The organism is Curtobacterium sp. MCLR17_051 (assembly GCF_003234395.1).
GTDB lineage: Bacteria > Actinomycetota > Actinomycetes > Actinomycetales > Microbacteriaceae > Curtobacterium > Curtobacterium flaccumfaciens.
Genome location: NZ_QKTA01000016.1, coordinates 14,186 through 26,923 on the forward strand (window position 1 = coordinate 14,186; position 12,738 = coordinate 26,923).

The 12,738-nt window shown below is 72.5% G+C and carries 17 protein-coding genes; 11 read left to right on the forward strand and 6 right to left on the reverse strand.

Annotation, left to right across the window (positions count from 1 at the left end; translation table 11 throughout):
- Positions 1-21: 21 nt before the first annotated feature.
- Positions 22-690 (reverse strand): ArsR family transcriptional regulator, encoded by a 669-nt coding sequence (locus tag DEJ06_RS13220; RefSeq protein ID WP_111039604.1) that lies wholly within the window; start codon positions 688-690, stop codon positions 22-24.
- A gap of 45 nt (positions 691-735) precedes the next feature.
- Between DEJ06_RS13220 and chrA the strand changes: the two genes are divergently transcribed.
- A complete protein-coding gene (gene chrA / locus DEJ06_RS13225; protein WP_111039605.1) occupies positions 736-1,959 on the forward strand; it encodes a chromate efflux transporter in 1,224 nt (407 codons plus the stop codon).
- A gap of 14 nt (positions 1,960-1,973) precedes the next feature.
- Complete coding sequence (locus tag DEJ06_RS13230) at positions 1,974-2,366, forward strand: arsenate reductase ArsC (protein WP_111030197.1); 393 nt, start codon at positions 1,974-1,976, stop codon at positions 2,364-2,366.
- On the opposite strand, the gene DEJ06_RS13235 is transcribed toward DEJ06_RS13230, so the two are convergent.
- Both DEJ06_RS13235 and DEJ06_RS13240 read right to left on the reverse strand, forming a co-directional pair.
- Positions 2,344-3,156, reverse strand: a complete 813-nt coding sequence (locus DEJ06_RS13235; protein WP_111039606.1) for an alpha/beta hydrolase — start codon at positions 3,154-3,156, stop codon at positions 2,344-2,346. The two genes, DEJ06_RS13230 and DEJ06_RS13235, sit on opposite strands and share 23 nt — an antisense overlap.
- 2 nt (positions 3,157-3,158) lie before the next feature.
- Complete coding sequence (locus DEJ06_RS13240; RefSeq protein WP_017885669.1) at positions 3,159-3,686, reverse strand: phenolic acid decarboxylase; 528 nt, start codon at positions 3,684-3,686, stop codon at positions 3,159-3,161.
- Between the two features lie 63 nt (positions 3,687-3,749).
- Here DEJ06_RS13240 and DEJ06_RS13245 point away from each other — a divergent pair, with 63 nt between their 5' ends.
- Together DEJ06_RS13245 and DEJ06_RS13250 are read left to right on the forward strand one after the other, a co-directional pair.
- Positions 3,750-4,220: a MarR family winged helix-turn-helix transcriptional regulator gene (locus DEJ06_RS13245; protein ID WP_017885670.1), complete on the forward strand. Its 471-nt coding sequence runs from the start codon at positions 3,750-3,752 to the stop codon at positions 4,218-4,220.
- Between the two features lie 239 nt (positions 4,221-4,459).
- Positions 4,460-5,419, forward strand: coding sequence for a nuclear transport factor 2 family protein (locus DEJ06_RS13250; RefSeq protein WP_111039607.1), 960 nt, complete (start codon positions 4,460-4,462; stop codon positions 5,417-5,419).
- A 24-nt stretch (positions 5,420-5,443) separates the two neighbouring features.
- On the opposite strand, the gene DEJ06_RS13255 is transcribed toward DEJ06_RS13250, so the two are convergent.
- On the reverse strand, positions 5,444-6,019 hold the full coding sequence (locus DEJ06_RS13255) for a GrpB family protein (protein WP_111039608.1): 576 nt from the start codon (positions 6,017-6,019) through the stop codon (positions 5,444-5,446).
- Between the two features lie 41 nt (positions 6,020-6,060).
- Entirely contained in the window at positions 6,061-7,260 is a 1,200-nt protein-coding gene (locus tag DEJ06_RS13260; protein ID WP_258372533.1) for an MFS transporter, read from the reverse strand.
- Between the two features lie 124 nt (positions 7,261-7,384).
- Here DEJ06_RS13260 and DEJ06_RS13265 point away from each other — a divergent pair, with 124 nt between their 5' ends.
- The 6 genes from DEJ06_RS13265 to DEJ06_RS13290 all read left to right on the forward strand — a co-directional run bounded on the left by DEJ06_RS13265 (position 7,385) and on the right by DEJ06_RS13290 (position 11,353).
- On the forward strand, positions 7,385-8,227 hold the full coding sequence (locus DEJ06_RS13265; RefSeq protein WP_111039669.1) for an SDR family NAD(P)-dependent oxidoreductase: 843 nt from the start codon (positions 7,385-7,387) through the stop codon (positions 8,225-8,227).
- A gap of 73 nt (positions 8,228-8,300) precedes the next feature.
- Positions 8,301-9,149 (forward strand): alpha/beta fold hydrolase, encoded by an 849-nt coding sequence (locus DEJ06_RS13270; RefSeq protein WP_111039610.1) that lies wholly within the window; start codon positions 8,301-8,303, stop codon positions 9,147-9,149.
- On the forward strand, positions 9,142-9,714 hold the full coding sequence (locus tag DEJ06_RS13275) for a TetR/AcrR family transcriptional regulator (RefSeq protein WP_111039611.1): 573 nt from the start codon (positions 9,142-9,144) through the stop codon (positions 9,712-9,714). Before DEJ06_RS13270 ends, DEJ06_RS13275 begins: the two co-directional genes overlap by 8 nt.
- Positions 9,711-10,133 (forward strand): hypothetical protein, encoded by a 423-nt coding sequence (locus DEJ06_RS13280; protein WP_111039612.1) that lies wholly within the window; start codon positions 9,711-9,713, stop codon positions 10,131-10,133. Before DEJ06_RS13275 ends, DEJ06_RS13280 begins: the two co-directional genes overlap by 4 nt.
- A 48-nt stretch (positions 10,134-10,181) precedes the next feature.
- Positions 10,182-10,694 (forward strand): hypothetical protein, encoded by a 513-nt coding sequence (locus DEJ06_RS13285; RefSeq protein ID WP_111039613.1) that lies wholly within the window; start codon positions 10,182-10,184, stop codon positions 10,692-10,694.
- A gap of 131 nt (positions 10,695-10,825) precedes the next feature.
- On the forward strand, positions 10,826-11,353 hold the full coding sequence (locus DEJ06_RS13290) for a hypothetical protein (RefSeq protein ID WP_111039614.1): 528 nt from the start codon (positions 10,826-10,828) through the stop codon (positions 11,351-11,353).
- A gap of 45 nt (positions 11,354-11,398) precedes the next feature.
- On the opposite strand, the gene DEJ06_RS13295 is transcribed toward DEJ06_RS13290, so the two are convergent.
- Entirely contained in the window at positions 11,399-12,052 is a 654-nt protein-coding gene (locus DEJ06_RS13295) for a helix-turn-helix domain-containing protein (RefSeq protein WP_111039615.1), read from the reverse strand.
- A gap of 188 nt (positions 12,053-12,240) precedes the next feature.
- Here DEJ06_RS13295 and DEJ06_RS13300 point away from each other — a divergent pair, with 188 nt between their 5' ends.
- Complete coding sequence (locus tag DEJ06_RS13300) at positions 12,241-12,738, forward strand: hypothetical protein (protein WP_111039616.1); 498 nt, start codon at positions 12,241-12,243, stop codon at positions 12,736-12,738.

Sequence of the window (12,738 nt, forward strand, 5' to 3'; positions counted from 1 at the left end):
CGTTCCGTTCGTGGGGCCGCGTCAGGCGGCGAGGCGCGCAGCGAGCGCGGTGGCGCGGGACCGGAGGTCCGCGTAGGTGGCCTCGTACGCGTCCGGCGTGCCGACGCGCGAGGGGTTCGGCAGCGACCAGTGCAGGCTGTCGCCGTCGTCGATCGACTCGTGCGCACGGTCGCAGACCGTGACGACCAGGTCGCCGTCGGCGACGAGGTCGCGGAAGGCACGCGGAACGTGGCGGGCGAGGTCCAGGCCGTGGCGTTCCCCGACGGCGACCACCCCGGGGGCGATGGCGGCCGCGGGACGCGTCCCGCCGGACAGCGAGCCGATCTCGCTGACCTGCGCCCAGACGCCCGCGGCCAGCGGGGAGCGCGCGGAGTTGCCGGTGCAGACGAACAGCACGCGGGACACCGGTCGGCGCACCGCTGCCGAACCGTGCGGGACACCGCTCGGCTCGAGGTGCAGGTAGCTGCGGCGCCCGTCGCCGTCGGAGCGGCGTCGCGTGACCAGACCGGCCTGCTCGAGGACGCGCAGGTGGTGCGCCAGGAGCGGGCCGGAGATCCCGAGGGCGGCCCGCACCTCGCTCGGGCTGGCGTCGGACGCGGCGAGCAGGTCGACGATCGCCAGGCGGGCGACGTCGCCGAGGGCCGCGTGCTGCGCCGCACGCCGCTCGAGGTCCTGCCGCCCGGTGTTCATCGGTTCAATGTTGACTGAAGCATCTGCCGTCGTCAAGATGAGCGGGTGACGACGAGCCCCGAGCCCCTGCGGTCATCCGCGGCATCGGTGTTCCTGGTGTTCCTGCGGCTCGGGCTGACCTCGTTCGGCGGGCCGGTCGCACACCTCGGGTACTTCCGTGAAGCCTTCGTGGTGCGTCGCCGCTGGCTGCGGGACGACGCCTACGCCGACCTCGTCGCACTGTGCCAGTTCCTGCCCGGACCGGCGTCGAGCCAGGTCGGGATGGCACTCGGGCTGCAGCGCGCCGGACTGCCCGGGCTCCTCGCGGCGTGGTGCGGGTTCACCCTGCCGTCCGCGGTGCTGCTCGTCGCGTTCGCCCTGCTGGTCTCCGGCACGCCCGACCTGGCCGGCGCCGGGTGGCTGCTCGGGTTGCAGGCAGCCGCCGCCGCGGTGGTGGCGCAGGCGGTGCTCGGCATGGCGCGCTCGCTCACACCGGACCGCCGTCGGGCGACCATCGCGGCCGCCGCCGCGATCGTGGTGCTGCTCGTCCCCGGCCCGGCAGCGCAGGTCGCGGTCATCGCGGTGTGCGGTGTGGTCGGCGTGCTGTGGCTCGGTCGGGTGGTCGGCCCGGTCGAGGATGTCGGAGACACCGAGGACATCGCCGGCGCCGAGGTCGCCGTGCGTCTCCCCCGCTGGGTCGCCGTGTCGGCGCTCGTCGCGTTCGCCGCCCTGCTCGTCGCGGCACCCGTCGCCGCGAGCGGCACCGGGGCCGTGCGCCTGTTCGGGGTCTTCGCCCAGGCGGGCTCGCTCGTCTTCGGCGGCGGCCACGTCGTCCTGCCGCTGCTCGAGTCACAGACCGTGGCCACGCACCTGGTGGGCCACGCGGACTTCCTGGCCGGGTACGGCGCCGCACAGGCCGTGCCCGGGCCGCTCTTCACCTTCGCCGCCTACCTCGGCGCCGTCGCCGACGGCAGTCCGAGCGGGCTCCTCGGCGCGGCGGTGGCACTCGTCGCGATCTTCCTGCCGGCGGCACTCCTCGTCATCGGCGCCCTGCCGTTCTGGCACGTGCTCCGTGCCCTGCCGTGGGCCCGACGCGTGCTGGCCGGCGTGAACGCGGGCGTCGTCGGGCTCCTCGCCGCGGCGCTCTGGGACCCGGTCATCACCGAGGGGGTCCGCTCGGCACCCGCACTGGCGCTCGCCGTGGCCGCCTTCACCGCCCTCACCCGCTGGTCCGCTCCCCCGTGGGCCGTCGTCATCGGAGCCGGCCTGCTCGGCGCCGTCGTCCTCTGATCGGAGCACCCCGCATGCCCACCGTCCTGTTCGTCTGCGTCCACAACGCCGGCCGTTCCCAGATGGCCGCCGGCTTCCTGCAGCACCTGGCGGGTGGCCGCGTCGACGTCCGGAGCGCCGGCTCCGAACCGGCCGACCAGCTCAACCCCGTGGTCGTCGCAGCGATGCTCGAGGAGGGCATCGACATCCGGAACGAGCAGCCCGCGCTGCTCAGCACCGATGCCGTCCGCGCCGCGGACGTCGTCATCACGATGGGGTGCGGGGACGCCTGCCCGGTGTTCCCGGGCAAGCGCTACGAGGACTGGGAGCTCACCGACCCCGCCGGGCTCGACCTGGACGCCGTCCGGCCGATCCGCGACGACGTGCGCGCGCGGGTGCAGGACCTCATCGCCCGGACCGCTCCCTGACGCGGTCGAGCAGGCGGTCGACGAGCTGCTCGCGCCACGGCACCGACGACCAGACGTGGTCCGCACCCTCGACCGCGGTGAACGTCGCCCCGCTGAGCAGTTCGCCGTAGCGCCGGCCGTACTCGACCGGGACGATCTCGTCGGCAGTGCCGTGCAGCACGTCGACCGGCCCGTCGTACCCGCGTGCCTGGGCGTAGACGTCGAGTCCGTCCCGGACCTCGTCGACGAACCCGCGCCCGAGGGCGGTCCCACCGAAGTCGAACCAGCCGCGGTCACGGACGGGTGCGAGCGGCTGCCCCTGGATGGTGTCGTGCACGGCGATGTCGTCGACCACGACCCCGGCCGGCGACCACAGGGTCAGGCTCCGGACCAGGTCGGGGACCCTCGCCGCCGCCATCGACGACTCGACGGCGCCCAGGCTGTGGGCGACGACGTCGATCGGTGCCCCCTGGTCGTCCGAGAACGCCCGGATCATCGTGACGACCTGCTCGACCTCGTCGCCGATCGAGATGTCCGCGAACCGTCCGTCGCTCGTGCCGTGCCCGAGACGGTCGTAGGAGCGGACCGTCAGACCGGTGTCGGTCAGGGCGGTCGCGGCCTGCACGAAGAGCTGGCGCGGACCGATCGACGAGTCACCGAACCCGTGCACGAACAGCACCGAGCCACCGGCAGCCGAGGGTGCCGACGCCGACGCCGACGCCGGGCGGTACTCCCACCCCCGGAGCGCCCCGCCCCGGTGCTCGAGCCGGATGCTCGTCAGGGCACGCTCCAGCGGGCGTTCCGCGGTCATGCTCAGTTGCTCCGGTCGGCGAACCCGGCCGGCAGGTCGGCGGGCGCAGTGTCGACGACGGTCTCGTCGTCCTGGCCGACGAACTCGAAGAGGGTGATGTGGGCGAACTCGGGGACGACGTAGATCGGGTAGGTGGGGCCGGCGTCGCGGTACTCGCGCATCCGGTCCAGGTGGTCGTTCTGGAACAGCACGGTCTTGCTGCCGTCCTCCTCGACCCAGTGCGGGAAGAAGATCGTGCCGTGCAGCACGCGCTCCCCCGGCACCACGGTCACGACGACGCTCGTGCCGGTCGGCTCGTTCCACGACACCTTGTAGACGCCGGCGGTGAGCACCACGAGGTCGACCTGCTGGTCCTTGACCCAGCGACCGCCGACCATGCCGGAGTGGATGCGGTAGTCGATGGTGGTGGCGTTCTTGACGTACATCTCGTACTGCCAGCCGTTGGCGTACGTGTAGATGAACCGGTGTCCGACGATGCCGGAGAGGTCCTGCGACGGGACGGGCTGTGCGACTGAGGTGGTGATCGTCATGCACCCATCCTGCGCCAAACATAGTTTTGTTGCAAACCTTTTTCGAGGACCTAAGCTGAGGACATGGGCAGCGAGCACGACACCGCAGGACTCCGGGACATCGCCCGGCGGCTCAGCGACCAGGTCGGCCCGTTCCGCCGCACCCTGCTGAACGCATCACGCCGTGACGGGGCACTGCCGGAACTGCCCGACGCCCAGATCGAGGTCCTGCGACGACTCGACGAGGCCGGATGGCTCACGCCGACGGCGCTCGGCCGGTCCCTCGGCCTCGCCCGCTCCACGGTCAGCAACCTCGTGACCGCGATGGAGCGCGGCGGGCTCGTGCACCGGCGGCTCGCCACCGGCGACGGCCGCAGCACCGAGATCGCCCTGACCGAGCTCGCGTCCGAGCGACTCCGGGTCTACGACGCCTCGGCCGAGCACGTCCTGGTCGGCGCGCTCGAACGCCTGGGCCCGGACGGGGTCGACGCGCTGCGTGCCGCGCTGCCCGTGCTCGCCGAGCTCCGCCTGGCCATCGACGAGCCCGGAGCGTAGGGATCGGCTGACAGTGCGCGTGAGCCGTCCCACAGGTCCGGACCGTCGATCACCAGCGGGAACGGGTCACCCTGGCAGCGCGTGCACAGGCCGCCCTGGAGGCGCGCACCGCGACTGAGAAGCCGGTCACGGTCGAGCGAGTGGCGGCCCCAGGGCGCGCGTGGGCTTCCAGGGTCCGGTTCCATCGTTCTGCCGTGCAGACGACATCACTTCTCCCCATCTTCGCCAAGGCGTGTGCGGTGGCAGCTCCGGTCGCCATCGCCGTGTCGCTCGTGGCCGGTCCGGCCGTGGCGGCACCCCTCCACACCTCCACCACCACCTCCGTCACCACGGCGGCCTCCGCGCACCACACGGTGAACCGTGCGGCGCGGACGACCTCGGGCGGCACGGCGGTCTCACGGCTCGACCGTCGCGCCGAGCAGCGCAACGAGGCCACGGTCCGGCACCTGTTCCGGTGCGCGTTCCGGTCCCCCGCGTCCACGAAGGCCCGTGCGGCTGCACGGACCGCCGTCGCGACCGGTGCCGTCGCGCACGGTGCGACGAGCGCCTCGGGTCCGTCCGCGTTGCTCGCCGAGTTCACCGCCGACCGCTCCCGGGTGCCCGGCGCCCACGCCGTGATCAAGCACATCGCCGGTGACGCGGACCTGGTGGCCGTGCACTGGCAGATCACCGCGAAGCCGAAGGACGAACGCACCGGTGACGCCGCCGTCGACCTGTTCAGCATGCGCGACGGGCGCATCAGCGAGTGGTGGGCACTCCGCCAGACGGTGCCGACGGGGACCCCGGCCAGCGGCAACACGAACAGCATGTTCAGCGACCTGTACCCGGCCGCGAAGCGTGACCGTCACCTGACCGAGCGGCAGGAGGAGCACAACCGGGTGCTCGCCGTGACGGCGTACAACCGGCTGTTCCGCGACCACGACGTGTCCGTCCTCGACGAGAAGTTCGACCCGGCGTACCTGCAGCACAACTCGGTCGCCGCGAACGGCACGGCCGCGCTCAAGCAGTTCTTCGCCGGCAGCGCCGCACAGAGCCTGCCGAAGCAGGAGTCCGTCATCTCGCTCGCCGACGGCGACCTGGTGTGGACGTTCTCGAAGCCGGTCGGAGCGAAGGCCGACGCACCGTTCGGCGCGGCCGACCTGTTCCGGGTCGACCACAACCTGATCCGCGAGCACTGGGACGTCGTCCCGACGAGCTGAGGCTCGACCCCGGAGCCGCGCGTCTCAGGACGCGCGGCTCCGTCGTGCCCGCTCCTTGATCGCGGTGATGACGGCCGTCTTCGCCTCGGCGTAGGCGTTCATGTCGTCCCAGCTCCGGTCGAGCAGCTCCCGCTTCGTCCGTTCGTACAGCGCGCGGTCGTCGGCGTCGGCGCGCAGGTGGTCCCGGAGGAGCAGGTACTCGTCGACCGCCGTCGCGCCCCGCTCGTAGACGTGCACGTGGACGTCACGGGCCGGCGTCCGGACCAGGCGGTGGCTCGGTTCGCGGACACGCAGCTCGTACCCGGCGGCGAGGAGCTGGTCGAGGTACGTGGCCTCGGCGGTGATGTCGGCGACGACGACGACGATGTCGACGATGGGTTTCGCTGCCAGGCCGGGGACGGCCGTGGAGCCGATGTGCTCGACGACCGGAGCGTCCGTGCCGGAGCCGGGGAGGGCCTCCAGGATGCGTCGACGGTGGTCGGCGAAGACCGCAGCCCACGCGCTGTCGGCGGGGTGCAGGGTCACCGTGACCGGTTCCGGGCCGCCGATGATCTCGACGGTCGTGACGTCCGGGCGGGGGTGGTCCTCGTCGTGCTGCACCCGGACATGATCGCAGCCCGTGGTCGCCGTCGTCGATCGCGTCAGAGCTTCGCGGGGAACGCCGATCCGCGGCCGATGACGGTGAGGAGCGCCGCGACCGCCCCGAACACGATCATCACCACGGCGAGCACCAGCCCGTCGAAGGCCGTCAGCAGCGCGGCCCCGAACAGGCCGGCCGCGAAGATCGCGATGTTGAACGCGACCGGCAGGAACGCGCTCGCGACGTCGGCGTCCTCGCCGCCGGCGGTCGTCAGGGCGGCCTGCAGCTGCGTGGAGGAACCGCCGAAGCCGATGCCCCACAGGCCCGCGGCCACCAGGACCGCGACCGGCGACGTGTGGCCGACGAGCAGCACCACCCCGGCCAGGACGAACAGGCCGACGCTGCCGTGCAGCAGGGGTCGGGGGTGGCGGTCGAGCAGCGCGCCCGTCACGACGACGCCGAGGATCGCGGCGATCCCGTAGACCAGCAGCACCAGCCCGGCGCTCAGGTCGGTACCGGTCGCCCGCAGGTACGGCGAGATGTACGTGTAGATCGTGTTGTGCGCCACCATCCACGTCGCGATCACCGCGAGGATGACCGCGATGCCGCGGATCCGGAACACCTGCACGACGGACAGCTCCGCGGCGCTCGTCTGCCCCTGGGCGTCCGGCACGAACAGCGCGATCAGCGCCAGGACCACCACGCCGACCAGGCTCAGCCCGATGAACGACGACCGCCAGCCCAGGGCGTTGCCGATGAAGGACCCGAGCGGGGTGCCGAGAGCGAACCCCACCGGCGCGCCCGTCGAGACGATCGCGAGCGACACCCCGGCGAAGCGGGCCGGGCTGATCCGCCGGGCGTAGGTGGCGAACATGCCCCAGATCGTCCCCGACATCGCGCCGGCGACGAACCGGGTGACCAGCGCGACTGCGACGTTCGGCGCGAACGCGGTCAGGGTGTTCGCGACGAGCAGCACGGCGATGGCGGCCACGATGAGCGGCTTGCGGCGGAACCCGCGGGTCAGGGCGATCGCCGGGACCGTGGCGATGACCGTGCCCATCGCGTACGCGCTGACGAACAGGCCGACCGTTCCCTCGCTCGTGCCCATCCCGTCGGCGATCGCGGGCAGCAGCCCGGCCGGCATCGTCTCCATGGCGACCAGGAGGAACCCGATCGCGGCGAGCAGGGCGAGCGGGAACCAGGGCAGTCGACCGTCGGTGGCCCGGTCGGTCGTGGGGAGGTCGGAGGTCGTCGTGGTCACGGACCGACGGTAGGGGCATGGTCCGGCGGACAGGGAGGTTCGGCTGGACCCCGTTTCGCCGGAGCCTCACTGGGCGGGTGGTGGTGGGGCTTCGATGGTGGTGTCCACGAACGAAGGGAACACCATGACCGGAACCAGCACCTTCCTCATCACCGGCACGAGCCGCGGGATGGGCACCGACTTCGCCCGGACCGCCCTCGACGCCGGGCACCGGGTCGTGGCGAGCGGACGCGACCCCGAGCGGGTCCGCGCCGTCCTCGGCGACCACGAGCGCCTGCTCGCCGTCGCGCTCGACGTGACCGACCCGGAGTCGGTCCGAGCCGCGGTCGACGCCGCGACCGACCGCTTCGGCGGCGTCGACGTCCTGGTGAACAACGCCGGGAGCTTCCAGGCCGGGTACTTCGAGGAGATCTCGGCCGAGCAGTTCCGCGCGCAGATGGAGACGAACTTCTTCGGGGCGCTCGCGGTGACGCGTGCCGTGCTCCCGGTCATGCGACGGCAGCGCTCCGGGCACGTCATCAGCATCAGCTCCACCGCTGGCATCGTCGCCGGCGCCGGTGGGAGCGCCTACTCGGCGTCGAAGTTCGCGCTCGAGGGCTGGATGGAGGCCCTGCACGACGAGGTGGCGCCCTTCGGCATCCACACCACCGTGGTCGAGCCCGGCTTCTTCCGCACCGACCTGCTGGCCGAGGGCGACTCGACCTTCTGGGGCGACGTCGCGATCGACGACTACGCCGCGCTCTCGGCCGGGTCGAAGGAGTTCTTCCGCGGCATGCGGGGCAACCAGTCCGGCGACCCCGCGAAGCTCGCGCAGGTGCTGCTGACGCTGATCTCGATGCCCGAGCCGCCGCTGCGGTTCGCCGCCGGCGCGGACAGCGTGGCGGGGATCGTGCAGAAGGGACAGCAGCTCGTCGACCAGGCGCAGGCGTTCCCCGAGCTGTCGACGACGCTCGACCTGGATGCGTGACGACTGCCCCTTGCCACCGTCGGCTACGGGTATTAGCCTCTGAGTTACTACCCGTAGCCGAAGGAGCCACGTCATGCTCGAACACCTGGACACCGAGGGCGGCATGATCGCCTACGACCTCTCCGGAACAGGCCCGCTCGTGGTCCTCGCCCACGGCATGGGCGACAGCCGGCACGCCTACCGTTTCGTCGTGCCGGAGCTCGTCGCGGCCGGCTACCGGGTGGCGAACGTCGACCTCCGCGGCTGCGGCGACTCGAGCACCGGGTGGGACGGCTACCAGCGCACCGACATCGCACGTGACCTCGTCGCCGTGGCCCGCCACCTCGGTGGCCCGGCCGTGGTCGTCGGGCAGTCCATCAGCGGGGGCGCGGCGACCATCGCCGCAGCCACCGCACCGGACCTGGTCGCGGGCATCGTCGAACTGGCGCCGTTCACGCGCAAGCAGTCCGTCGACCTGGGCGGACTCCTGCGCAACCGCCGACACCGCGCCGGCACCGTCCAGCTCGCGCGGGTCATGACGAGCGGCAGCCTGCCCGGCTGGCTCGCGTACCTCGACATCGCGGTCCCCGCCAAGCCCGCCGACTGGGCGACGGAGCGCAACCGCATCGAGACGACCCTGCGGCGACCGGAGCGGATGGCGGTCCTCCGCGCAATGACCCGCACGTCGCCCGCCGACGCCGGCGAGCAGCTGGGTGCCGTCCGGTGCCCCGTGCTGGTCGTCGAGGGCAGTGCCGATCCGGACTGGGCCGTGCCCCGCGCCGAGGGCGAGCGGATCCTCGCCGACCTGCCGGACGGCCTCGGCGAACTCGCCGTGATCGACGGCGCCGGTCACTACCCCCACACCGAGACGCCGGCGGCGCTCCTCGCCCTGCTGCTGCCGTTCCTCGCCCGCACGCTGCCCGTCGCAGGTCCCGTTGCCTAGGGCGGGGCTCGACCCGGCGACCGTCACCGAGACCGCGGCGACGCTGGCCGACGAGATCGGCCTGGCCCAGCTGAGCATGAGCCTCGTCGCCGACCGCCTCGGGGTGAAGGCACCGTCGCTGTACAAGCACGTCGACGGACTCGGCGACCTCACCCGCAGGATCGCGATCCTCGGTGCGAACGAGCTCGGTGACGCACTCCGCGACGCCATGCAGGGCCGCAGCGGTCGGAGTGCACTCGAGGCGGCGGTGCAGACCGTGCGCCGGAGCGTCCAGGAGCACCCGGCGCGGTACCAGGCAGCCGTCGGCGTCCGGCCGACCGGTGCCGATGACCCCCTGGCGGTCGCACTCGGCCGCACCCTGGCGTCCTTCGCCGCGGCGCTCCGCGACTACCCGCTCGACCCGACCGACGAGGTCCACGCGCTCCGGGTGCTCCGCAGCGTCCTGCACGGGTTCGCCACGATCGAGGCGTCCGGCGGGTTCCAGATGGACACGGACGTCGATGCGAGTGCCGCGTGGATGGTCGACTTCCTGGATCGCGGCTTCCGTGCCGCGACGACACGGTGACCGTCACCACGGCGGCGCGCCCGCCGAGGCCCGTCGGTCACGACCCGCTCCGTGGCGGCCTGCGGTTCCTGGCGGAGCTCGTCGCGTGGGTGGGCGTGCCGTGGGCGCTCTGGCCCCACTCGCCGGTGCTCGCGATCACCGCCGTCCTGGTCCTCGTCGTGCCGCCGGCGGTGTTCGGGACCCCGGGTGACCGCCCCGGAGGCGATCCGCCGGTCGCGGCACCGGGAGCGGTCACCATCGCGTCGGTCCTCGCGCACCTCGTGGGGGCGGTCACGGCGGCGTGGGTCCTGTGGCCGACAACGGTCGCGATCGCCGTCACCGTCCTGTGCGTCGCCGTCGTCGTCTCGGAACAGCCGCGGTGGCGCGCGCTGGTGCGGCGCGAGCGCGAGAGCACAGACGATCGTCTGACCAAGCGGTAGCGTGGGGTGTGGCGACTTCCGCCACACGCCGTCCACGAAGGGCCGACCATGCCGCGGAGCACCGATCGGGTCCGGGCGTCTCCGATCATCCTCGCCGTGGGGATTGCTGCGCTCGCCGTCGCCCTCGCCCTGCCCACGCCGTCACCGACCACGCCGGGTCCCGAGACGATCGGCCTCGGCGCATCCGGCGCACTCGGCGCCGCACTCGGGGCACCGCCCGTGACGAGCGGCGCGCACCGGTTCGCGATCCGCCCACCACGGACGGTCGGCACCAGCGGAGTCGTCAAGGTGCGGTTCGCCGGACTGGGCACCCCCGGTGCCGTCGTCGTCGTCCACTACGGCAGCCCCGGGGACGACTCCGGGAACGAGCGCGTCGCGGAGGTCGAGCCGGGCAGCAGCACCGTCGGCTCGACCGGCCGGTTCGCCTTCACGGCGGCGCTGCCCGAGCTGCCCAGCGACGCCGACGGAGCGTCCTGGAGCGCCCGCCTGATCGACCCGGAGACACTCGACGTCATCGGCCGCGTCGAGGGCGTCCACCTCGTCGAGCAGACGGCCCCCTGACACCCAGCTCCGTGGCCCCGCTCGATGAGAGGGCGCGCAGGGTGCTGGCTCCCGTCCCGTCCTGCGGTTACGTTCGCTAGACGAACGTCTGGCCAGCAGTCAGCGGCGAGACCTGACCTCGAGGAGCCCCCGTGTCGACACCCCACCGCACCCCGTCATCGAGACCCGCATCCATCGCACTCGGGGCCGCGCTGCTCCTGACCCTCGGCCTCGCCGGCTGCTCCACGGCCGGATCCGCAGCACCCTCACCCTCGCCGTCCCCGGCCGCGCAGGGCGACGCTCCCGCGACGACCGACTCGTCACCGTCGGTCGACGTGACCGTCGCCGCGACGACACTCGGCAAGGTCGTCGTCGACGGCAAGGGCATGACCGCCTACTACTTCGACGCCGACGTCAAGGACTCCGGGAAGAGCACCTGCACCAGTGGCTGCGCGACCGCGTGGCCCGCGATCGAGGCGACGACCACGACACCGAAGGTGTCCGGCATCACCGGCAAGGTCGGCACCATCACGGGCGTGGACGGCGGACGGCAGATCACGATCGACGGCCGACCGATCTACACCTTCATCGGGGACAAGAAGGCCGGTGACGTGACGGGTCAGGGCGACAAGGGCGTCTGGTACGTCGTGAACCCGGACGGCTCCGAGCAGAAGAAGTAGGCCAGGCACCCCGGCGGGACGGTAGGGATGCCACGCACGCCGGGGTCAGTCCTCGGGCTCGGCCGGGTGCCCGCCCACGCGCACGGGCTCCACCTGCTCGAGCAACGCGTGCACACCCGGCAGACCGAGCCCGGTGAACAGCGCCGCCCACAGGTCCCGGAGCTGCCCCTCGGTGTCCCGCGTCAGCCGGGCGCTCGTCCGGGCCCACATCACCCCGAAGGTCGACGTCAGCACGAGGTCCGCCGCACGTGCCCACTCGGGGTCGGTGGCCGGTCCGGTGCCACCGCTCGAAGCCGACAGGTGCCGACGGACGTAGTCGTCCCACGTGAAGACCCGTGGAATCACCTCCCCCGCACCGCGGAGTTCGTGACTCAGGCGGATCGCCCCGGCAGCCACCGGACACCGTATGGCGTCGGAACAGGCGGACGTGAGCATGACGAGCAGGTGTTCGAGCCCCTCAGGCTGCCGGATCAGCGAGTCGATCGCCGCCCAGCGCGCCTGCTGCCGCTCGATGACCGCGAAGGCGAGTTCGTGCTTGGACGAGAACACGTGGTAGCCGATCGCCGACTTCGGGCGGTCCATCGCGGCGGCGACCCGTGCGAACGAGGTCCCCGCGTAGCCGTGGCTCGCGAACACCGCCGCCGCAGCCTCGATGATCTGCTCGCGGGTCCGGGTCTTCGCGTGCTGCCGCTGGTTCATCGCACTCCTCGGTCGGGTCTTGGTTCATCATACGAACGTCTGACCAGGAGTCGGCAGCGGTCGCACCGGGCGCAATGCCTCTGATCCCCTCAGCTTCAGGATTTCGCTAGACGATCGTCTAGCGCGTTGTTAGCGTTCACGCACACCGGGCCACCCTGGCCCGTCCCCCCACGAAGCGAGGAGTCCCCATGCGTTCGACCCCGTCCACCCACCGCTCCCCGTCGGTCCGCCGACTGACCGTGCTCGCGACGTGCGTCACCCTCGGCGGTGCGCTCGCCGCCGGCGTCCTGGTCCCCGCGCAGGCCGGAGCCGCCACGATCTCCCACACGGCGCACGCCACACCCACCTCGACCCGGGCTGCGGCCGTGGCGTTCACCGCGAAGACCCACGGCGGGCCCGACCGGAAGAGCTTCACCGGCATCACCTTCGCCGGGACCGGGAAGCCCGGCGCCCTGGTCATCGTCTACTACGACGCACCGGGCAAGCCGCGGGGCCTGTTCAACAAGCACATCGCCGAGGTCACCTCGGGGGACGACGTCGTCAGCGCCAGCGGCCACTACCGCTTCACCGCAGCGTTCCCGGACCTGCCGCGCGGCTCCACGACACTGCACTGGCACGCCCGTCTCGGCGACCCGGACACCCTGTCGGTGATCGGACGCGTCAACGGCACCCGCACGCTCGGCTGA